Consider the following 21,594-nt stretch of genomic DNA (forward strand, 5'->3'; position numbering starts at 1 on the left):
CCCGGCCGGGCTAACTGGTAAGCGGCTGTTCATCGTGGAATAATTATCGACTATGAAGGGAAAAGCGACCGTTACACACACAAGGACCCGTTACAACGGCACTGCGCTTCCGTTGTCATTTCGCTGGTCCGAAATCTCCCTGAGTCTGCTTCTGGCGGGCACATTATTACTTCCTGCCGCTGCACGCAGTGCGGATGACAGTAAAACGCAGTTGAAGTCCATTCAGCAGGACATTGCCGAGAAAGAAAAGAGCGTTAAAGCGCAGAAAGTGCAGCGCAGTAAGTTGTTGGATCAGCTGCAAAGCCAGGAAAAAGTGATTGCGCAGGCCAGCCGTCAGCTGCGCGAAACGCGTAACAGCCTCAGCACGCTTGAGGGTGAAATCGCGCAGGTCACCTCTTCTATCTCGCGGCTGGAAAAGCAGCAAGCACAGCAGGAAAAACTGCTGGCACAACAGCTTGATGCCGCCTTCCGTCAGGGACAACATAATGGTCTGCAGTTGCTGCTCGGAGGCGAAGAAGCCCAGCGCAGTGAGCGTATTCTTGCCTATTTCGGCTATCTCAACGCCGCACGCCAGAAAAACATCGACGACCTCAAGCAAACCCAGCAGCAATTAGCGGAACAGCGTCAATCATTGCAGGGCAAACAGGAGCAGCAAAAAACGTTGTTGGCCCAGCAGCAGACGCAGCAAAGCAAGCTGGAAGTCGCCAGCGCGGCGCGTAAGAAAACGCTCACCATACTGGAAAGCTCGCTGGAGAAAGATCAGGCGGACCTGGTTGAAATGCGTGAGAACGAAAGCCGCCTGCAAAGCAAAATCGCTAAGGCAGAGCGTGAAGCACGCGAACGTGCGGAACGTGAAGCGCGCGAGGCGGAAAAAGTGCGTCAGCGTCAGGCGCAGGCGAAAGCCAAAGGATCAAGTTATCAGCCAACGCAGAGTGAGCGCGAGCTGATGGCGCGTACCGGCGGATTAGGCAAGCCCGGCGGGCAAGCGGTTTGGCCGGTACGGGGACGTATTGAACATCGCTTCGGTGAATCGATGCAGGGCGAATTACGCTGGAAAGGCCTGGTGGTCGATGCGCCAGAAGGTACCGAAGTGAAAGCCATCGCTGATGGACGCGTATTGATGGCCGACTGGCTGCAAGGCTATGGTCTGGTTGTCGTTCTGGAACACGGTAAAGGTGATATGAGCCTTTATGGCTACAACCAAAGCGCACTGGTGAGCGTGGGTGCTCAGGTGAAGGCAGGACAGCCTATCGCCCTTGTGGGCACCAGCGGCGGCCGCGGCACGCCTTCGCTCTACTTTGAAATCCGACGCCAGGGACAGGCCGTCAATCCACTACCGTGGTTAGGAAGATAAGTTTTGTTTCAACCCTCTAAGCTTTCGGCCGCCCTGTGCGGCCTGTTTCTGTCACTTTCCGCCCATGCGGGAAAACTCTCCATCGTGATCGATGACTTTGGTTATCGGCCAAAAGAAGAGAATAAAGTGCTGCAGATGCCCACCGCGATTTCCGTTGCGGTCCTGCCGAATGCGCCCCATGCGCGTGAGATGGCCACCAAAGCGCATCAGGGTGGTCGCGAAGTGCTGATCCACCTGCCGATGGCACCGCTTAGCAAACAGCCGCTGGAGAAAGACACGCTGACGCCCGAGATGAGCAGCACGGAAATCGAGCGGATTATTCGAGAAGCCAGCGGCAAAGTGCCTTTTGCGGTTGGCCTGAATAACCATATGGGCAGCAAAATGACCTCCAGCCTGCCCGGCATGCAGAAAGTGATGCAGGTGCTCAATCACTACAACTATTACTTTCTCGATAGCATGACGATTGGCAATAGTCAGTCGATCCCAGCCGCGCAAGGTACCTACGTTAAAGTCCTGAAACGCCGCGTGTTCCTTGATGATAGTCAGGATGAGGCTTCAATCCGCGCGCAGTTTACCCGCGCGGTGAAACTTGCGCAGCGCGATGGTTATGCCATTGCGATTGGTCATCCGCATCCGACGACGGTGCGCGTCTTGCAGCAGATGCTGCCGACATTGCCAGCCGATATCACGCTAGTGCGGCCAAGCCAGTTGCTGAATGAGCCGCTGCATCAGGGTACGACTCCGCCGCCATCCAAAACCCAGCCGCCACGATTCCGTGCGCCAGGCGTGTGTAAGCCGGGCAAACCGTTGCCGCCCGTGCCGCAGCACTATGCCGTTGAGTTGATCAGTGAAAGCATTGTGCAAAGCCCATTGTTCAAGCATTTAGAGTCTTTGTTCTAAATTAAGTCAAAGTGCAAACCGGCCTTAACGTTAGCCTCTATACGGGGCTGATGTTTTTTTCGTTATAATGGCGAAATTATTTTTTGCTATGGCTGTCGAATAGTCAGATTCTCTAGGGTAAGCCGTATTAATGAAAAAGCGTTGGAAAATAAATCTAATTAACTCCGTGCTGAGTCTGCACGCTAAACTGAGCCAAATCGACAGAAATAAGTCCCCGCTGAGCGCGACCCATGAGTTCGAGCGCATCGTTATTTTTTCGACGACGGCATTAGGTGACCTGCTGTTTAACACACCAGCAATAAAAGCGATTAAGCGCCGTTATCCATCCGCCAAAATCATGCTGGTTTCCAGCGATAAAAACCGCGATCTGGTTGAAGACAGCGAATGGTTTGATCAAGTGGCTATTTGGGACAATAAAATTGTCCGCGCGCCTAATCTGATCAGGAAACTACGCCGCTTCAAACCTGACCTAACGCTGCTACTGCACTCCAGCTTAGGCTACGATATTCTTTGCGCGCGGTTAAGCGGCTCAAAATATCTGGTTAGAGATAATTTCGGTAGCGATAATCCTGTATTTAATCATTGGCTTGATCTCTACTCACCGCGAGCAGAATCACACATTATTCAACGTAAACTGAATCTTATTGGTTCATTAGGCTGTGACACCACTGATATCCGCATGGAATTTCCTATAAAAGTTGATGATGGTCACCAGCAGGAAAGCTCAACCATTGTCGGTTTTCAAATGGGCGCATCAGGTGATAACCGTCGCTGGCCCGTGGAACACTTTGCACAATTGGCAGAGCGTATTTTTAGCCACAGTCCAGAATCCACTTTGGTTCTGACTGGAGCCGGCCAGGATCGCCCGATCGAAAGCGCCTTCTTTGCACTACTGCCAGAAAAGTATCATCATCGGGTCACTTCATATATTGGCAAAACGCGTCTGCCCGAACTGCTTCAGCTTATTAAGCGAATTGATGTATTGATAACGGGCGATACGGGACCATTACATATTGCTGTTACCGCGCAAACGCCGACGGTAAGTCTGTATGTGGGTGCCAATCCTCGCCATACTGGACCTTATCAGGATCTGGATATTCACCAGATAATCCGTATTGAGCCTGAGGAAAATGATGACCCACAATTTCCTATGCGGAAAATCAATGTGGAACAGGTCTATAACGCAGTGTTGAAAACGTTAAATTGATAATATATACCAGGTTTTAATGTGAAGCCTGGTATAGTTTTTTAGAAATTAGAAAAATAAAAAAGAATAAATAGATTTCAGGTTGTGATCTATTTTAAAAAATAGCTTCTGGTGTAGCCTTCTCAAAAATATTCTCATCAAGAGCACTTTCTAATGAAAGGTTATACGCTTTAATCCCCGCTCGTTCTAATTCCCGGCTTGCATGGATAAAGGCGGGTTTAATAACCGCGCTAAAGTTAGATTCAAGTAGGCTTGGAAGCTTATCATTGTCGCTTTCATAAAAGCGCGGCGCTGAAAAATTATTCATATCAACGCCAGCTAATAAAATACGACTGGCACCCAGCCAGACGGATATCTGCAAGGCCCAATAAGCAACCGTGCCGGCATCGAAAACCCCCTGACAAATATCCCAGGAAAAACCAGAGATGAATGGCGTTTCAGAGAGTGAGATCCCCATTTTCCCCTGATAATTGAGGGCATACTCTTCAGGGCGAACGATACCTCTGAATACTTTAAAGCTGAGATCTTCAATAATTGCCAGGCGGCACTTAACGTCCCGTAAATCAGCGCGCTGCAAGATATCATTGAAGCAGTGCACGGTTGTAAACAGAACCAGCTTTTCATCATTAATAATATCTGTGACAAGATCGAATCTTTTATCGATAAATCCCCGATCGACGATGACATAATATGCAAAGGTAATTCTATCGCGCAGATTATAGGCGCCATTAACGCCCACGAATGTGGTGCTGGCAAGTTTCTCAATGTCTAATGATTTAACCGAAGGGCCAGTAGCCAGGATTGTCACATCTCCCGTTATCGTGGCACGCAATGCGATGAGATCCTCAATCTTAACTTGCTTTCCCCAGTAGCTTAACCGCTGAATATTATCGGTTTTGGCTCGGCGAATCTTAATATGGGGCCACAAGTTTTCGTTATGTCTCAATGCCCTTGCATGAGTATAACGATAGATTTGTTTAAAAATTGAGGTCATTCAGAGCAGTTCCTTCAATTTTTCCATAACCATCTCGGCCGTAATTGCCTGCATGGTACCATCGCTTGCTTTTAATTCATGCTGATTCTTGCCATACCCGCCAATCAGTCCCGGATCGGTGGGACCAAATAGCGTGATATTCGGACGATCCAGCGCCGCCGTCAGATGACTTAAACCGGTATCTACCGACACCACCGCGCGCGCGCCAGCTAATTCTTGCGCTACCTGCTCCAGCGTTAACTTAGGCAATACCTCAACATGGTCGAAGCCTTCGGCCAGACGCTGTGCGCGTTGATGTTCATGCTCTGCGCCCCACGGCAATTTCACGCGCAATCCTGTTGGCTGAACTAACTCAATCAGCGCACGCCAGTGTGACTCCGGCCAATGTTTGTTATCACGCGTGGTAGCATGCAGAAACACCAGATAAGGCTGCGTGTCATTGGGCAGCGTAGAGCGGAAATGGCCGGCAATCGCGTAGTCGCCCTGCGTTGCAGGCTTTTCATAGCCGAGACTTTTGGCAAACAGCTCGCGCGTACGTTCGACGGCATGCTGTTGCTTGTTGATTTCATGGCGTTTGTCATACCACCAGCTGGCGAAAGGTTCGCGTGCGCTGCGGCTGTCCTGCCCGTGCTTCTCGCCTTTTGCCAGGCGCGTTACCAGCGCGGCGCTTTTGATCAAACCTTGTGCATCCAGCACCACATCATACTGACGCGATTGCAGCTCACGCTTAAATTGCACACGCTCTTCACGCTGCTGGCTACCGAACCAGTGCTTGCGCCAGCGGCGAATCGCCACTGGCAGCACTCTATCCACCGCCGGATGCCAGGCGGGGATTTGAGCGAAGTTTTCTTCAACCACCCAATCAAACTTGATGCCTGGAATCGCCTGCATCGCATCCGTGAGCGCTGGCAAGGTATGCAGCACGTCTCCCATCGAGGAGGTTTTAACAATCAAAACGTGCATCTTTACTCCTGCACCGGATGCAACAGCGCGCTCAGTTCCTGATGGACGCGCGCTGGCTGAATATCAATCAGGCTCTGGTGATAACCTTGCTCGGCATCACCTTTGCGGACTTTGTGATAGCCGGTGATCAAACGAATAATGCGCGCGTGCTGAGATAACGGCGGAGTGAAGTCCGGGCTGCTTGGGCCATACAGCGCCACCAGCGGACGATTAAGCGCCGCAGCGATATGCATCAGGCCGGAATCGTTACTGACCACCGCCACACAGTTCGCCAGCAGAATCACGGCTTGCTCGAGTTGCGTCTCACCCGCCAGATTTTTGCAGTGCGCACGCGCCGCTTCTGATAGCGTCTGCACAATGGTGTCGCCGGTTTCGCGATCTTTCGCCGAACCGAACAGCACCACCTGATAACCTTCGCCAATCAGCTGCTCTGCCAGCGCGGCATAATGATAATGCGGCCAGCGCTTCGCCGGGCCAAACTCTGCGCCCGGACAAAATCCAATCACTGGACGATCGGCGGACAGCACAAATTGCGCCGCCGTCATCCGCTTTTCATCGTCATCGACGCGCAACTGCGGCCACAGCAATGGCTGCGGCAACTGCTGCGCGGAAGCAACCGGTTTGTCATAGCCGAGCGCCACATAGCGCTCAACCATCAACGGAAAGGCCGCTTTGTCCAGCACGCGGACATCATTCAACACGCCATAGCGCATCTCGCCGCGCCAGCCGGTGCGACGTTTGATCCCGGCGAAAAACGGCACCAGCGCAGATTTAAAGGAGTTCGGCAGCACATAGGCGCGGTCATAGCCGCTGGCCTGCAGGGTTTTCCCCAAACGACGACGCTCGCCCAGCGCCAATGCGCCGTGGCCGAGCGGCATCGCCAGCGCCTGATTCACTTCCGGCATACGCGACAGCAATGGGCGGCACCAGGCCGGCGCCATCACGTCGATCACCGCTTCAGGATGCTCAGCCTTGAGCGTGCGATAGAGACTTTGCGACATCATCATATCGCCGACCCATGATGGGCCAATAACCAGAATTTTCATCGCTGCTGCCGGTTTCCTTATACGTTACGGTTCAGCCAGGCCATGTATTCGCCCACGCCTTGCGCAACGGTTTTGAACGGCTTGTCGTAACCGGCTGCACGCAGATTGGTGAGATCGGCTTGGGTAAACGCCTGATAACGGCCTTTCAGCTTGTCCGGGAACGGAATGTATTCAATCTGGCCTTTCTGATGGAAGTTCAGCACCGCATCCGCCACTTCCTGGAAAGATTCAGCACGGCCTGTTCCGCAGTTGTAGATACCGGAAACGCCGTTTTCCCAGCACCACAGATTTACCGCAACCACGTCATCAACATGGATGAAGTCGCGGCGGAAATCGTCGCTGCCTTCGAACAGTTTTGGATTTTCACCGTTGCTAATTTGCGTATTGAGGTGGAACGCGACGCTCGCCATGCCGCCTTTGTGGCCTTCACGCGGACCGTACACGTTGAAGTAACGGAAGCCGCACACCGGTGAGTCTGCTTCAGGCAGAATCTGGCGCACGTAGTGATCGAACAGCATTTTTGAGTAGCCGTACACATTCAGCGGCTGCTCGTACTGGCGCTCTTCGATGAAGTTCTCATTGCGGCCGCCGTAAGTGGCAGCAGATGAGGCGTAGAGGAACGGGATTTCGCGCTCGAGGCAGAAGTGCAGCAGATCTTTGGAGTACTGATAGTTGTTATCCATCATGTACTTGCCATCCCACTCGGTGGTTGCGGAACACGCACCTTCATGGAACACGGCTTCGATGGGGCCGAGATCTTCGCCAGACATGATGTAGCTGAGGAATTCCTCTTTATCCATGTAATCGGCGATGTCGAGATCCGCCAGATTCACGAACTTGGTGCCATCCTTCAGATTATCCACCACCAAAATGTCGGTCAGACCACGGTCGTTCAGCGCTTTAACAATGTTGCTGCCAATCATGCCAGCGCCACCGGTTACGATAATCATATGCTTTGCCTTTAAAGAGTTGGGGGGAAACAGGAGGTTTCACCCACGAATGCCTATCATCATAACATTTCAGCCAGACGCAGGCAGCCAGATGACGCCGTATGCGCTGCACAATTCCTGTTCGCAGCGTGAACTATGCTGCAAAACCGAGATATTGATGGCTGAAATGTCGTTGATTCGCTTTTCGATCAGTAATATGTGCCAAATATTTGCTATCTGAGGAGCATAATCATGTCCAGTCAGTTTTATTCGCAAATTCGTCAACAACTTGAGACAACACGTCAGGACGGATTGTTCAAACAAGAACGCACCATCACGTCGGCGCAGCAGGCAGAAATCAACGTAGCTAACAGCCCGCCCGTCATCAACTTCTGCGCCAATAACTATTTGGGTTTAGCTAATCATCCGGCATTGATCCAGGCGGCGAAAGACGGCATGGATACGCACGGTTTTGGCATGGCCTCGGTGCGCTTCATCTGCGGCACGCAGGACATCCACCAGCAGCTGGAACACAAGCTGGCCGCGTTCCTCGGCATGGAAGACGCGATTCTGTTCTCGTCCTGCTTTGATGCCAACGGCGGCCTTTTTGAAACGCTGCTCAGCGCCGAAGACGCGATTATTTCAGATGCCCTTAATCACGCATCGATCATTGATGGCGTGCGTTTGTGTAAAGCGCAGCGCTATCGTTACGCCAATAATGACATGAGTGAGCTGCGTGCGCGTTTACAGGAAGCACGCGACAAAGGCGCGCGCCACATCCTGATTGCCACCGATGGCGTGTTCTCGATGGATGGCGTGATTGCCAATCTGCAGGGCATTTGCGATCTGGCCGATGAGTTCGATGCGCTGGTGATGGTCGATGATTCCCATGCGGTGGGCTTTGTGGGTTCTGCCGGACGCGGCACGCACGAATATTGCGGCGTGATGGATCGCGTCGACATTCTGACCGGCACGCTGGGTAAAGCGCTGGGTGGCGCATCGGGCGGCTACGTGGCGGCGAAAAGAGAAGTGGTTGAGTGGCTGCGTCAGCGCTCGCGTCCGTATCTGTTCTCCAACTCGCTGGCGCCTGCGATTGTGGCTGCCTCGCTGCGCGTGCTGGAGCTGCTGAGTGAAGGTGACGGTTTGCGCCAGCGTCTGTGGGAAAATGCCCGCTTCTTCCGCGAGAAGATGACTGCCGCAGGCTTCACGCTGGCCGGCGCCGATCACGCCATCATCCCCGTAATGCTGGGCGATGCCAAAGTGGCGCAGCAATTTGCCAGCCTGTTGCAGCAGGAAGGAATCTACGTCACAGGCTTCTTCTATCCGGTGGTACCGCAAGGTCAGGCACGTATCCGCACGCAGATCTCTGCCGGACATACGCAGGCGCAGCTGGAACACGCCGTGGCGGCCTTCACCCGTATTGGTCAACAGCTGGGCGTTATTTCAGGAGCAGGGAAATGAAAGCACTCGCCAAATTAAAAGCCGAAGAAGGCATTTGGATGGTCAAGGACGCGCCAATACCTGAACCCGGCCATAACGACCTACTGATTAAGATTCGTAAAACCGCTATCTGCGGTACCGACGTGCACATCTACAACTGGGATGACTGGTCGCGCAAAACCATTCCGGTGCCGATGATCACCGGCCACGAATATGTGGGTGAAGTGGTGGGAATGGGCCAGGAAGTTAAGGGCTTTGCCGTTGGCGATCGTGTTTCCGGTGAAGGCCACATCACCTGCGGCCATTGCCGCAACTGCCGCGCTGGACGCACGCATCTGTGCCGCAACACGGTAGGCGTTGGCGTTAATCGTCAGGGCTGCTTTGCCGAATATCTGGTGATTCCGGCGTTTAATGCCTTCAAAATTCCCGACAACATTTCTGACGAACTGGCGGCGATTTTCGATCCCTTTGGCAATGCGGTGCACACTGCGCTGTCGTTCGATCTGGTGGGCGAAGATGTGCTGATCTCCGGTGCCGGGCCGATTGGCATCATGGCGGCGGCGGTGTGCAAGCACGTCGGCGCGCGCCATGTGGTGATCACCGATGTCAACGACTATCGCCTCGATCTGGCGCACAAAATGGGAGTAACGCGCGCCGTCAACGTGGCGCAGGAAAATCTGCGTGATGTGATGGCCGAACTTGGCATGACCGAAGGTTTTGATGTCGGTCTGGAGATGTCTGGTGCGCCACCGGCGTTCCGCACCTTGCTGGAGGTAATGAACCACGGTGGTCGCATCGCGCTGCTGGGCATTCCGCCGGGCGAGATGTCCATCGACTGGAATCAGGTGATCTTTAAAGGCTTGTTCATCAAAGGCATCTACGGCCGCGAGATGTTCGAAACCTGGTACAAGATGGCGGCGCTGATTCAGTCCGGCCTCGATCTCACGCCTATCATCACCCATCGCTATCACATTGATGAGTTCCAGCAGGGCTTTGATGAGATGCGCTCGGGAAGATCCGGCAAAGTGGTGTTGAGCTGGGATTAAGCACTCATAAAAGGGAGCAATGCTCCCTTTTATGATTATTCAGCCAGCGCCAGATAGCGCTGGCAAATCACTTTGGTATCAAAAGCAGCGAACTCATCAGCATGGAGCTGAGGCGGAGCCTGATAAATCTCCAGCATCTTTTCTGCCACTGATTCAGGTGTTAAATCCGCCAGTCCGCGCGCCAAATCGCCTTGTAGTAACGAAGCTGGCCCACCCGGACAGCGCGTACTCACCACCGGCGTACCGCACAGCATCGCTTCAATCAGGACATTACCAAAACCTTCGCTGTCCGAGCTGACTATCAGCATTGTTGCCCGGCTAATCCACGCATAAGGATTGAGCGTAAATCCCTGAAAGATGACGCGATCCGCAATACCCAACTGCTGGGCCAGCGTCTGCAGCGCAGCTTTACGCTGCGGTGATCCCTGGCCTAATAACACCAGCGGCAGCGGTATGTTGCTCAGTGCATAGGCTTGCAACAAGCGATCATGACGTTTGGTTTCGTGAAATCGCCCCACATGCACCAGAAATCCCTGCGGCGGCACATCAGCCGGCTCGGCTGCACGTTGCTTAATATCTTCGATATCGAACGGATTACCAATCACGGCCTCGCGCGCCGGCGTAACCGCAAAAGCAGTCTTTAGGTCTTCCACCACCGCAGCAGAGACGCCAATCACGTTGCGTGCCTGATAGACACGGTGAATTTTGCGTGCTTTTAACCAGCGCGATAGTCCCGCACGATGGCCCAGATAGGAGGCGGAGAATACACCGTGTAGACAAAACCAGGTTTTACGAGGCAAGAGCGTCCGACAACGGCGCACAATACGATCGGTTTTGTGTAAATGAGATACCACTAAATCGTACTTACCGGCGATCTGCTCCGCCCGCAGAACAGCGTCATCCAGCAATCTGGCGCGACGCGTTAATTCGGTCAGCTTGCGCCAGGGCTGACGATTCGTATCCTGGATGACCTGATAATCAACGCCGTCAGGCAAAGGGTAATCGCATACTTTGCGCAGCGAAAACAGCGACACCCGATGTCCCAACTCAAGCATACCGGTCACCAACGTCAGCACGACTTTTTCGGCTCCACCGCCCGGTAAACCATCAATCACCATCAGTATGCGCTTTGACAAAATGCTCCACCTGTCTGATTTTAAAACTCTGTTTGACTAAATATTGCCGCGTGAATCTTAACGCAGTCTGCTAGCAAATCCGATTTTTCACGGCGCTATTTTCGCTCTAAGCATCCGCAGCAATTAGTTTTGCGTCACTGAAAAGCACAGCGTAACATTGCGATTTTATTGGCCTCAGGCGGCAAACATGACCCGGCATGCTTTCCTTATTACCATAGACACCGAAGGCGACAACCTTTGGCGCAATCATCGCTCCATCACCACTGAAAATACCGGCTATTTGCCACGCTTTCAGGCTTTATGTGAGCGCTATGGTTTTAAACCTACCTGGCTAACCAACTATGAAATGGCAACGGATCCTGCTTTTGTCGAATTCGGCAAAGATGTGATTGCACGCAAGCAGGGCGAAATCGGCATGCATCTTCACGCCTGGAACAGCCCACCGGAAGCGCCACTCACCGATGATGACTGGCGCTGGCAACCTTTTCTGATTGAATATCCCGATGCAGTACTGCGGGATAAAGTTGCTTATATGACTGATCTGCTGGAGGAGAAGTTCCAGACAAAAATGCTCAGCCATCGTGCCGGACGCTGGGCTTTTGATGAGCGCTATGCGGCGATCTTAACTGAACTGGGCTATAAGGTAGACTGCTCCGTCACACCGCGCGTTAACTGGGCCTTCACCCGTGGTGCGCCGCAGGGGAAAGGCGGCACGAACTACACTCACTTCCCGCATAAACCTTATTTTATCGATCCTGACGACATCTCACGCAGCGGTCGCTCCTCGCTGCTCGAAATCCCCATGAGCATTCAATACAAGTATTCACCGCTGATGAATACGGTCAAACAGGGTCTGTACCGCTTACGCGGCAAACAAAAGAGTCCTGCCGTTTATTGGTTACGTCCATCAGGCGGGAATCTGGCTGACATGAAACGCGTGGTTGAAATGTCGCTGGCCGAAGGCCAGGATTACGCCGAGTTTATGCTGCACAGCTCAGAATTTATGCCTGACGGCAGTCCAACGTTCAAAAACCAACAGGATATCGAGCGACTGTACGAAGATTTAGAAGCGTTGTTTAGCTGGTTAGCCCCCCGCTTCGTCGGACAAACACTGTCGGAGTATCACGACAACTTCAAACTGCAACAGGCTTAACGCTGAGTTGTTGCCATGCTTCCCATACTGCTTCTGGCGAGACATCCTGACATTCGCCTGAAGCGGTCTGCATGATCCGATATTCCCCTGACCACGGATGCCACTGGCTGGCATTGGTATCACCAAAAAACACCACCTGCTTTTTGTGCAGCCCGGCGGCAAGATGCATCTGCCCGCCATCGCTACACAGAATCTGCTCACAGCGATCAAAACCCGCCACCAGTTCGCGCACAGATGCGGTGGGATAGCGCGCCACCCGCGGCGAATTGACCAACTGCATCAGCTCATCGGTGCGTGCTGCATCGCCTTTATCATTGAGATCGAGCGTTCCCTGCGGCGACCAGAATACCAGCACGCGCGCCTGCTCATCTTCCAGCAGCTTATTGATAAAAGCCGCATAGGATTCCGCCGGCCAGCGGCGCTTTGGGCTGCGACTACTGATGTGCACGCCATAAACCTTGCCCAATGAGGGGAACAAAGCGCTGATGCGTTTGCCAGCTGCTTCACGTTCGCTGGTGGAGAGATAGAGATTCACAGCGGGTATAGCAGGCGGCGTGCTGGTTAGCGCAGAGAGATAAGAGTAGGTGTGTTCAACCTGATGCTCGCCGTGGAAATCACTTTTCTGGAACGGATGATCAAGCTGTGCGTCATTCTGAGCCGCGCCAATCACATTCCCTGCACCGGCCATTTTCGCCAATCGCAGACTGTATTTACACGGCACAGGATTCGCCAGAATGGTCGCATCAAAGCGCGTTTTACGCAGCGCCAGCATGACCTTTATTCGCTGCCAATAGACACCTAGCGTGGTTTCGTTTTTAGCGCGGTGCTTAGCTTTCTTGTAAACATACAGGCGATCAACATGCGGATTATGGCTCACCACATCCTCAGCAACTTTGTTTACTAACAAGGTAAGTTTTGCCTCGGGAAAGGCCCGTTTTAATCCTTCCAGTAGCGGGGTGGTACACACCATGTCGCCAATGTTATCGCGCCTAATCACGAGAATATTTTTCATGCTGATGCCCAGATTGAGGAGCGTTGTCTCGCTTATCCACTAAGACAAACTCAAAAAAAAATGCGGAAAACCAGGGAACAAAAGGCTTTTGACCATTAATGTGCAAAAAGTTCTGAATTCCCTACTAATAATTGATGTAATAAATTTGTAAATTATTAGATGAACAATGTCGCAAACTATCCCTTTGCTCTCGGTCATCACGCCCCTGTTCAACGCTGGTGTGATGTTTGAGACGTTTATGAATTCGCTACTGGCTCAAACTCTCACCTCACTGGAAATTATCATTGTCGACGATGGTTCCACTGACGGTTCGGGGGAGCGTGCTGATGCTTATGCGCAGCAGCATCCCCATGTTCGCGTTATCCATCAGACCAATGGCGGCGTATCGCGCGCGCGCAATGCGGGCTTAGCGGTGGCGCGCGGTAAGTACGTTTCGTTTCCGGATGCTGACGACACCATGGATGCCGCGATGTATCAAACGCTGGTTGAGATGGCGGAGCGCGACAATCTGGATGCCGCACAGTGCAACGCGGAATGGTTTTTCAAAGCCAGCCAGCAAGTAAAACCGCTGATTCCGCTCGATCGCCTCACCAGCACCGAGGTACTGAGCGGCCCTGAGTGGCTTAATAAGGCGCTGCAAACGCATCGCTACATGCATGTGGTTTGGCTGGGCATTTACCGCCGAGAGTTGATCGAACAGCTCAAACTCTACTTTGAACCCGGCCTGCATCATCAGGACATTCCATGGACCACCGAGTTCATGCTCAACGCACAACGTGTGCGTTACACCGATAAAGTGTTGTATTGCTACTACATGCATGATGCTTCCATCAGCAACCGTAAGCGCACCGGCCAGCGTAATGTGGAATATCAGCGTCACTACCTGAGAATCGCGCAGGTGCTGGAAGAGCTCAATGCACGCTACCGTCATAAGGTAAAAATCTACCCGGCATTTCACTACCAGATTACGCATGAGGCGCTCAGCGTCTGCCACTGTATCCGACGCGAACCCGAAGAGAGCGCACGTCAGGCGATGATTGCCGATTTGTTCGCTACGCAAACTCACCGGCGCATGCTGCGTAACGCGCGCGGTATAAAGCAATGGTATCAACTGCTGCTATGGCTAAGCCGGATTTACCGCTGGCGCAAGAAATAAGCGCCGCGTCCGGCTTTCACGCCTTTGGGGTTTGCCTTACAATCAGCTGACTGAATTCTGAGATCATTTGAGTATGGCAAGCCCGATTCCAGACCAATTTGCACCGAAAAATATTCTGCTGATCAAGCTGCGTCATCACGGCGACATGCTGCTGACCACGCCCGCGATAAACGCGCTGCGCCAACGCTATCCTCAGGCGAACATCGACGTTCTGCTCTACAAAGAAACCTGTCCAATGCTGGAGGCGCACCCGGCCATTCGCCAGTTGCACATCATTGATCGCAACTGGAAGAAGGAAGGCGGCTGGCAGAAATTCCGGCATGAAATGGCCCTGCTTTCCGCGGTGCGCGCGTGCCATTATGACCTGGTGATTAACCTCGCCGATCAGTGGCGCAGCGCCATCATTACCGGATTCTCTGGCGCGCCGGTGCGTATCGGTTTTGCCTTCCGCAAACGTGATAACGCCTTATGGCGCTGGATGCACAACCATCTGGTCAGTACGGAAGATCATCATCAGCTGCATACGGTTGAACAGAATATGGCCGCGCTCAAGCCGCTGGGCATCAGCGCCGCCGGCGCAAAAGCCTCGATGCATTTCAGCACAGCCGATCAACAAAAAGTGCAGGATGTACTGGCTCATCATGCGGTGAAAATGCCGTTTGTTGTGCTGCAACCCACTTCACGCTGGCTGTTCAAATGCTGGGAAGATGAAAAAGTCGCACAGCTAATTGATGCGCTCGCTGCCGAAGGCCGCACCGTGGTACTCACGGCGGCGCCGGACCAGAAAGAAATGGCAATGATCGCCAATATTCAATCGCTGTGTCGCAGCCACAACGTGGTGTCGCTGGCGGGAGAATTATCCTTGCCGCAGCTGGCGGCGCTGATTGATGCGGCACAGCTGTTTATCGGCGTAGATTCTGCGCCGATGCACATGGCCGCCGCGCTGGAAACGCCGTGTCTTGCGCTGTTTGGACCCACCAAGCTGCAACACTGGCGTCCGTGGGGCGATCACAATCGCGTGATTTGGGCCGGTGATTATGGCCCGCTACCCTCGCCAGACGACATCGATACCAACACGCAACAGCGCTATCTTTCTGCCATTCCCGTTGAGGATGTGGTGGCTGCCGCCCGGAGTTTTTTGCATGAGTAAGTTACGCCTGGCGATTGTCCGGCAGAAATACCGCCCAGACGGCGGCGCCGAACGCTTTATCTCGCGTGCGCTGGAAGCGCTGGACGGTGAGCAGCTCGATCTCAATATCATCACTCGCAGCTGGCAGGGCACGCCGAATCCGGCCTGGCATCTGCACATCTGCAATCCAGCGAAATTCGGTCGCATCTCGCGCGAGCGCGGTTTTGCGCGTGCCGCGCGTGAATGCTGGGAACGCGAAAAGTTCGATATTGTGCAAAGCCACGAACGCATCGCCGGTTGCGATATCTTTCGTGCGGGTGATGGCGTGCATCGCATCTGGCTGGAGCAGCGCGCGCGCATCGTGTCGCCGTGGCAGCGCTTAAGCGCCCGCCTCAGTCCTTATCATCGTTATGTGTTACAGGCAGAAGCCGACATGTTCAACGCGCCATCGTTGAAAGCGGTGATCTGTAATTCAGAGATGGTGAAGCAGGATATTTTGCGTCACTTCTCTCTTGATGCCAGCAAGATCCATGTGATTCACAACGCCATTGATAGCCAACGCTTCCAGCCAGCTAGCGAAGCGCTGCGTCATGCGGCACGTCAGCAGCTCAAACTGCCGCAAGATGCCACGGTGATGATTTACGTGGGTTCGGGCTTTGAGCGCAAAGGCTTAAAAGCGGCGATTGAAGCGGTGGCGAAAAGCGATCGCTATCTGGTGGTGGTCGGCCAGGATAAGCAGCTGTCGCGCTATCAGCAGCTGGCAAACCAGCTCAATTGCCTTGATCGCTTACGCTTCGTCGGCGTGCAGCAGGATGTGCAACCGTTCTACCATGCAGCCGATGCGCTGCTGCTGCCCACGCTTTATGATCCCTTCCCAAATGTGGTGCTGGAAGCAATGGCTTGCGGCCTGGCGGTGATCACCAGCACCGGCTGCGGCGGCGCAGAGTTTATCACTGCGGGTCAGGAAGGTTTTGTCTGCGATGCATTAGATATCAACGCGTTAAACGAAGCCGTACTGGCAACACCGGCGCTTACGCACAATTCTGCCATGGGCGAAGCCGCACGTCGCAGAATTGAACCTTATGGTCCGCAGCGGCTGGCGCAAGCGCTGACCTCACTGTATCAGCAAGTGCTGCAGACCAGCTGACGAAGTGGTATGAGCAGGCGGTTAATTTCTGATAACATGCCGCCTTTCATCTGTTTTTTGACGCGATTCTGTCGTAACGGTAACTATGACGACTCTATACACAGCCTTGCTCTACCTGATTCAGCCACTAATCTGGTTGCGCCTGTGGCTGCGCGGTCGAAAAGCACCGGCCTATCGTAAACGCTGGGCAGAACGCTACGGCTATTGCAGCGGAAAAGTGCTGCCACATGGCATTGTGCTGCACTCGGTTTCCGTCGGCGAGACGCTGGCGGCAGTGCCTCTGGTGCGCGCGTTGCGCCACCGCTATCCAACGCTGCCGATTACCGTCACCACCATGACGCCAACCGGCTCCGAACGTGCGCAGTCCGCGTTTGGCAAGGATGTGCACCATGTTTACCTGCCCTACGATCTGCCTGGTTCGATTAACCGTTTCCTCGATACCGTCGATCCGCGACTGGTGATCATCATGGAAACCGAGCTGTGGCCAAACATTATCCGTATTCTGCATCAGCGCAAGATTCCGCTGGTGATTGCCAACGCGCGCCTGTCTGAGCGCTCGGCCAAAGGCTACAAAAAGCTCGGCGGCTTTATGCGCGACCTGCTGCAGCGCATCACGCTGATTGCCGCGCAAAACGCCGAAGATGGCGACCGTTTCCTCAGCCTTGGCCTGAAACGTTCGCATCTCACCGTTACCGGCAGCCTCAAGTTTGATATCTCCGTAACGCCAGAGCTGGCGGCAAAAGCGGTCACGCTGCGTCGTCAGTGGGCGTCGCGTCGTCCGGTGTGGATCGCCACCAGCACTCACGAAGGCGAAGAGGCAATTGTGCTCGATGCGCATCGACGTCTACTGCAGCAGTTCCCCGATCTGCTGCTGATTTTGGTGCCGCGCCATCCGGAACGTTTCAAAGATGCCTGCGATCTGACACAAAAACGCGGCTTCAGCTTTATCCTGCGTAGCAGCGGCGAAATTCCATCAAGCTCCACGCAAGTGGTGATTGGCGACACCATGGGCGAACTGATGATGCTGTACGGCATCGCCGACCTCGCCTTTGTTGGCGGCAGCCTGGTTGAGCGCGGCGGCCACAATCCGCTGGAGCCGGCCGCGCATGCTATTCCGGTGCTGATGGGCCCGCACATCTGGAACTTCAAAGATATCTGCGCCAAGCTGCAGCAGGCCGAAGGGCTGATTACCGTTACTGACGTGGTATCGCTGCAGAAAGAAGTCGCTAACCTGCTGCAGGATGACGATTATCGCCGCTATTACGGCCGTCATGCTGTGGAAGTGCTGCATCAAAATCAGGGCGCATTACAGCGTCTGCTACAGTTACTCGAACCTCACTTACCGCCGCGAGCTCACTAATTCATGTCGCAACGCCAACGTCTCTCCGTGGTGATGATCGCCAAAAACGAAGCTGAACTGCTGCCGGAGGCGCTGGCTTCTGTCAGTTGGGCAGATGAGATTGTGGTGCTCGATTCCGGCAGCAGCGACAACACGATGCAGGTCGCTCGCGAACAGGGCGCGCAGGTTTTCCAGGCTGAAGGCTGGCAGGGATTTGGCAAGCAGCGCCAGCGCGCGCAGGCCCATGCGCAAGGCGAGATGATTTTGATGATCGATGCCGACGAGCGCGTTACACCCGAATTGCGTCGCGCTATCGAGCAGGTTCTCGCACAGCCCGCCTCGGACAACGTTTACAGCCTCGGTCGCAGCAACCTGTTTCTCGGCCGCTTTATGCGCCACAGCGGCTGGTATCCCGATCGCGTTATGCGCCTCTATCCGCGCAAGTTCAATTACAACGACAATCTGGTGCATGAATCACTGGAGACGCAGGGTGCGCCGGTAGTGAAGCTGGCGGGCGATCTGCAACATCTCACCTGTCGTGACCTGATGGCGTTTCAGCGTAAGCAGATGAACTATGCCGAAGCCTGGGCAAATGAGCGTTTCCAGCGCGGCAAACGCTGCGGCTTGTTCTCGATCTTTAGCCACACGCTCGGCGCATTTGTTAAAACCCTGCTGCTGCGTGCGGGTTTTCTCGATGGTAAACAGGGCTGGATTCTGGCGGTGGTTAATGCGCAGTACACTTTCAACAAATACTCGGCGCTCTGGGCGCTGCATCACACCTCAACACAAGGTCGCGTATGAGTACGAAAGCGATTTATCCCGGCACCTTTGATCCCTTCACGTTGGGTCATCTGGATATTGTGACGCGTGCAGCGAAGATGTTTGACCGCATCGTCGTGGCGATTGCCGCCAGCCCGAGTAAAAAGCCGCTGTTTAGTCTCGATGAGCGCGTGGATATGGCGCGTCAGGTGACGGCACATCTGCCGAATGTCGAGGTGATCGGGTTTAGCGACCTGATGGCGAACTTTGCTCAGGCGCAGAATGCCAATGTGCTGGTGCGTGGATTGCGTGCGGTTTCGGATTTCGAATATGAGCTGCAGCTGGCGCAGATGAATCGTCATCTGTTGCCCACGCTGGAGAGCGTGTTTCTGATGCCGTCAGAGGGTTTCTCGTTCGTCTCTTCTTCGCTGGTCAAAGAAGTCGCGCGCCATGCCGGTGACGTGCAGGCATTTCTGCCTGCCGTTGTGCATAAGGCGTTACTGGCGCGACTGGCACAGCCTTAACTCAGTGCTGGCAGCGTGGACACCAGAAGGTGCTGCGCTGACCATGTTTGCCGCTGACAATCGGCGTACCGCAGGCACGGCAAGGTTCGCCGGCGCGGCCATAAACCTGCAACTGCTGCGCGAAGTAGCCGGGTTTACCGTCCGTTTGCAGGAAATCACGCAGCGTGGTGCCGCCCTGCTCAATCGAGCGTAACAACACCGCTTTGATGGTGTTAACCAGCAGCTCGACCTCTTCCTGACTCAAACTCATTGCCGAACGATCGGGCAAGATCCCGGCAGTAAACAGCGATTCGCTGGCGTAGATGTTTCCGACGCCCACCACCACTTTGTTATCCATCAGCCACTGTTTAATCACGGTGCGTTTGCCGCGTGACTTTTCAAACAGATAGGCACCATCAAATTCGCTGCTGAGCGGTTCCGGACCGAGATGGGCCAGCACGCTGCTGCCTGCGAGGTCATTGCTCCACAGCCAGGCGCCAAAGCGACGTGGATCGGTGTAGCGCAACACTTTGCCGTTGCTCATCACTAAATCGACATGGTCATGTTTGGCGGCCGGTTGTTCGCCGGGTAGCACGCGCAGACTGCCGGACATGCCGAGGTGAATGATGATCCAGCCATGCGGTAGTTCGAGCAGCAGATATTTAGCGCGACGCTGCACGCTCAATACGGGTTGGTCGCTCAGCGCGTGGATTTCATGCGAGACCGGCCAGCGCAAACGTGAATTGCGCACCACCGCATGCAGAATCGTGGCACCCACCATGTGGGGTTCGATACCGCGACGACTGGTTTCTACCTCAGGTAATTCAGGCATCTCATCTCCTCAACGAATCGCAGAAACAAAAAACCCGGCCGAAGCCGGGTTTTTCACAGAACACTAAAATTACTTAATTTTAGCTTCTTTGTAGATCACGTGCTGACGTACAACCGGATCGAACTTTTTCAGTTCTAATTTCTCTGGTTTAGTACGTTTGTTCTTCGTGGTGGTATAGAAGTGACCTGTACCAGCAGAGGAAACCAGCTTGATCTTCTCACGAATACCTTTAGCCATGATTCAGTTCCTTAGTACTTCTCACCACGGGCGCGGATTTCGGTCAGAACCGTATCGATGCCCTTTTTATCAATAACACGCATACCTTTAGCAGATACACGCAGAGTAACGAAGCGCTTTTCGCTCTCAACCCAGAAACGGTGAGAGTGCAGGTTCGGCAGGAAACGGCGTTTCGTCGCGTTCATTGCGTGGGAACGGTTGTTACCCGTTACCGGACGCTTTCCAGTTACCTGGCAGACTCGTGACATTTCTATTCTCCAAAAATCAAATCAGCTCGAGCTTTAAAAACTAGGTTTTGGCCGCCTCGTCAGGCCTTAGCCCGCCCAGGCGAGTTCCATGTGAACCCGCTAAGCTGGCCCAAACGCCAAACCCGAGATTCTCAAAGGTGGCGTAGTATACGCCGCTCAGCCCGAGTGCTCAAGTCCCGAACAGATAAAGATCCCTCTGGATCGCGCAAAAATGCCCTATTTCTGTTCAGTTGAATCGATGAATTACAACCAACCGCGCTCGGCGAAAGAGGTAAACTCGCCGTGACCGATCACCAAATGATCAAGTAAACGGATATTGAGCAGCGCGCACGCTTGCCCGACTTTTCCGGTAATATCGCGGTCGGCGCGACTGGGTTCAGCGATTCCCGACGGATGATTGTGCGCCAGAATCACCGCCGCCGCGTTAAGTTTCAGCGCTTCGCGCACGATTTCGCGCGGGTGAACTTCCACGCTGGCAATCGAGCCGGAAAACATCTTCTGCGCCTGCAACACGCGGTGCTGATTATCGAGGAACAGCGCCATAAACACTTCGCGCTCCTGATGCGCCAGCACGCTTTGCAGGTAATGGCGTGTCACCTGCGGATTCTCCATCACGTTTTCCCGCGCCAGCTGGCTGGCAAAAAATCGCCTTCCCAGCTCGGCGATGGCATACAGCTGCGTCATTTTGGCACTACCCACGCCTTTAATCTGCCCGAGTTCCTCTTTGCTGGCCGTCATAATGCGATAGAGCGAACCAAACTCGTTCAACATCTGATGCGCCAACAGCAGCACGCTGGTGCCGCTGATGCCGGTACGCAAAAAAATCGCCAGCAGCTCAGCATCACTCAACACTTCAGCGCCCATTAACATCAGTTTTTCCCGTGGTGCAAGTTCCGTCATGACCATCTCCTCCCTGCAATGCGGCGATTCTGCGCGTCAGCCACCGTCAGCGCCAGCACGCGCTGAACGATTTCAGAGCCAGCTCGCAAAGGCCGCAGGCAGTGAAAAGGCGCACTGTGGATTTTGTGATAAAGTTGCCTGCATCTGCCGCCCCTGACGCGGCA

At 54.0% G+C, this 21,594-nt stretch carries 22 protein-coding genes; 12 read left to right on the forward strand and 10 right to left on the reverse strand.

Annotated elements, in window-relative coordinates; translation table 11 throughout:
- Positions 1-52 precede the first annotated feature (52 nt).
- The 3 genes from envC to DEU53_RS20460 all read left to right on the forward strand — a co-directional run bounded on the left by envC (position 53) and on the right by DEU53_RS20460 (position 3,461).
- On the forward strand, positions 53-1,354 hold the full coding sequence (envC, locus tag DEU53_RS20450) for a murein hydrolase activator EnvC (RefSeq protein ID WP_110868199.1): 1,302 nt from the start codon (positions 53-55) through the stop codon (positions 1,352-1,354).
- Positions 1,355-1,357: 3 nt separating this feature from the next.
- Positions 1,358-2,254 carry a divergent polysaccharide deacetylase family protein gene (locus DEU53_RS20455; RefSeq protein WP_110868200.1) on the forward strand — a complete coding sequence of 299 codons (897 nt, stop codon included), beginning with the start codon at positions 1,358-1,360 and terminating at the stop codon, positions 2,252-2,254.
- Between the two features lie 130 nt (positions 2,255-2,384).
- The gene (locus DEU53_RS20460; protein WP_110868201.1) at positions 2,385-3,461 is read left to right on the forward strand and encodes a glycosyltransferase family 9 protein; all 1,077 of its coding nucleotides are present in this window, start codon (positions 2,385-2,387) and stop codon (positions 3,459-3,461) included.
- Between the two features lie 94 nt (positions 3,462-3,555).
- Here DEU53_RS20460 and DEU53_RS20465 read toward each other — a convergent pair whose 3' ends face one another.
- From DEU53_RS20465 to rfaD, 4 genes are read right to left on the reverse strand one after another with little or no spacing between them, the layout of a single operon-like run.
- Positions 3,556-4,455, reverse strand: coding sequence for a sugar glycosyltransferase (locus tag DEU53_RS20465; RefSeq protein ID WP_110868202.1), 900 nt, complete (start codon positions 4,453-4,455; stop codon positions 3,556-3,558).
- The gene (rfaC, locus tag DEU53_RS20470) at positions 4,456-5,418 is read right to left on the reverse strand and encodes a lipopolysaccharide heptosyltransferase RfaC (protein WP_110868203.1); all 963 of its coding nucleotides are present in this window, start codon (positions 5,416-5,418) and stop codon (positions 4,456-4,458) included.
- A gap of 2 nt (positions 5,419-5,420) precedes the next feature.
- Entirely contained in the window at positions 5,421-6,464 is a 1,044-nt protein-coding gene (gene rfaF, locus DEU53_RS20475) for an ADP-heptose--LPS heptosyltransferase RfaF (protein WP_110868204.1), read from the reverse strand.
- A gap of 17 nt (positions 6,465-6,481) precedes the next feature.
- Positions 6,482-7,414 carry an ADP-glyceromanno-heptose 6-epimerase gene (gene rfaD, locus DEU53_RS20480; RefSeq protein WP_101760676.1) on the reverse strand — a complete coding sequence of 311 codons (933 nt, stop codon included), beginning with the start codon at positions 7,412-7,414 and terminating at the stop codon, positions 6,482-6,484.
- 231 nt (positions 7,415-7,645) lie between these two features.
- On the opposite strand from rfaD, the gene DEU53_RS20485 reads away from it, so the two are divergent.
- Both DEU53_RS20485 and tdh read left to right on the forward strand, forming a co-directional pair.
- Positions 7,646-8,854 carry a glycine C-acetyltransferase gene (locus tag DEU53_RS20485; protein WP_110868205.1) on the forward strand — a complete coding sequence of 403 codons (1,209 nt, stop codon included), beginning with the start codon at positions 7,646-7,648 and terminating at the stop codon, positions 8,852-8,854.
- Positions 8,851-9,879, forward strand: a complete 1,029-nt coding sequence (tdh, locus tag DEU53_RS20490; protein WP_110868206.1) for an L-threonine 3-dehydrogenase — start codon at positions 8,851-8,853, stop codon at positions 9,877-9,879. Before DEU53_RS20485 ends, tdh begins: the two co-directional genes overlap by 4 nt.
- Before the next feature lie 35 nt (positions 9,880-9,914).
- Here tdh and DEU53_RS20495 read toward each other — a convergent pair whose 3' ends face one another.
- A complete protein-coding gene (locus DEU53_RS20495; RefSeq protein ID WP_110868207.1) occupies positions 9,915-10,997 on the reverse strand; it encodes a glycosyltransferase in 1,083 nt (360 codons plus the stop codon).
- 205 nt (positions 10,998-11,202) lie between these two features.
- On the opposite strand from DEU53_RS20495, the gene DEU53_RS20500 reads away from it, so the two are divergent.
- A complete protein-coding gene (locus tag DEU53_RS20500; RefSeq protein WP_110868208.1) occupies positions 11,203-12,168 on the forward strand; it encodes a polysaccharide deacetylase family protein in 966 nt (321 codons plus the stop codon).
- Here the strand turns inward: DEU53_RS20500 and DEU53_RS20505 are convergent.
- Positions 12,149-13,180 carry a glycosyltransferase family 9 protein gene (locus tag DEU53_RS20505; RefSeq protein WP_110868209.1) on the reverse strand — a complete coding sequence of 344 codons (1,032 nt, stop codon included), beginning with the start codon at positions 13,178-13,180 and terminating at the stop codon, positions 12,149-12,151. The two genes, DEU53_RS20500 and DEU53_RS20505, sit on opposite strands and share 20 nt — an antisense overlap.
- Before the next feature lie 166 nt (positions 13,181-13,346).
- Here DEU53_RS20505 and DEU53_RS20510 point away from each other — a divergent pair, with 166 nt between their 5' ends.
- From DEU53_RS20510 to coaD, 6 genes are all read left to right on the forward strand, one after another.
- Positions 13,347-14,336 (forward strand): glycosyltransferase, encoded by a 990-nt coding sequence (locus DEU53_RS20510; RefSeq protein WP_110868210.1) that lies wholly within the window; start codon positions 13,347-13,349, stop codon positions 14,334-14,336.
- A 73-nt stretch (positions 14,337-14,409) separates the two neighbouring features.
- Positions 14,410-15,486 (forward strand): putative lipopolysaccharide heptosyltransferase III, encoded by a 1,077-nt coding sequence (gene rfaQ, locus DEU53_RS20515; protein ID WP_110868211.1) that lies wholly within the window; start codon positions 14,410-14,412, stop codon positions 15,484-15,486.
- Positions 15,479-16,612: a glycosyltransferase family 4 protein gene (locus DEU53_RS20520; RefSeq protein WP_110868212.1), complete on the forward strand. Its 1,134-nt coding sequence runs from the start codon at positions 15,479-15,481 to the stop codon at positions 16,610-16,612. Before rfaQ ends, DEU53_RS20520 begins: the two co-directional genes overlap by 8 nt.
- Before the next feature lie 85 nt (positions 16,613-16,697).
- Positions 16,698-17,972: a lipid IV(A) 3-deoxy-D-manno-octulosonic acid transferase gene (gene waaA / locus DEU53_RS20525; RefSeq protein ID WP_101760684.1), complete on the forward strand. Its 1,275-nt coding sequence runs from the start codon at positions 16,698-16,700 to the stop codon at positions 17,970-17,972.
- A gap of 3 nt (positions 17,973-17,975) precedes the next feature.
- Positions 17,976-18,752 carry a glycosyltransferase family 2 protein gene (locus DEU53_RS20530; protein ID WP_101760685.1) on the forward strand — a complete coding sequence of 259 codons (777 nt, stop codon included), beginning with the start codon at positions 17,976-17,978 and terminating at the stop codon, positions 18,750-18,752.
- Complete coding sequence (gene coaD / locus DEU53_RS20535) at positions 18,749-19,234, forward strand: pantetheine-phosphate adenylyltransferase (protein ID WP_110868213.1); 486 nt, start codon at positions 18,749-18,751, stop codon at positions 19,232-19,234. The genes DEU53_RS20530 and coaD overlap by 4 nt, the downstream gene beginning before the upstream one ends.
- 1 nt (position 19,235) lies before the next feature.
- Here the strand turns inward: coaD and mutM are convergent, their stop codons facing one another.
- From mutM to radC, 4 genes are all read right to left on the reverse strand, one after another.
- The gene (gene mutM, locus DEU53_RS20540) at positions 19,236-20,045 is read right to left on the reverse strand and encodes a bifunctional DNA-formamidopyrimidine glycosylase/DNA-(apurinic or apyrimidinic site) lyase (protein WP_110868214.1); all 810 of its coding nucleotides are present in this window, start codon (positions 20,043-20,045) and stop codon (positions 19,236-19,238) included.
- Positions 20,046-20,114: 69 nt separating this feature from the next.
- Positions 20,115-20,282: a 50S ribosomal protein L33 gene (gene rpmG / locus DEU53_RS20545; RefSeq protein WP_001051798.1), complete on the reverse strand. Its 168-nt coding sequence runs from the start codon at positions 20,280-20,282 to the stop codon at positions 20,115-20,117.
- Positions 20,283-20,293: 11 nt separating this feature from the next.
- Positions 20,294-20,530, reverse strand: a complete 237-nt coding sequence (gene rpmB, locus DEU53_RS20550; RefSeq protein ID WP_007885297.1) for a 50S ribosomal protein L28 — start codon at positions 20,528-20,530, stop codon at positions 20,294-20,296.
- 243 nt (positions 20,531-20,773) lie between these two features.
- Positions 20,774-21,430: a DNA repair protein RadC gene (radC, locus tag DEU53_RS20555; RefSeq protein WP_101760688.1), complete on the reverse strand. Its 657-nt coding sequence runs from the start codon at positions 21,428-21,430 to the stop codon at positions 20,774-20,776.
- Positions 21,431-21,594 lie beyond the last annotated feature (164 nt).

The sequence above is a fragment of the Pantoea sp. AG1095 genome, from assembly GCF_003208415.1.
In the GTDB taxonomy this organism is placed as follows: Bacteria; Pseudomonadota; Gammaproteobacteria; order Enterobacterales; family Enterobacteriaceae; genus Pantoea; species Pantoea leporis.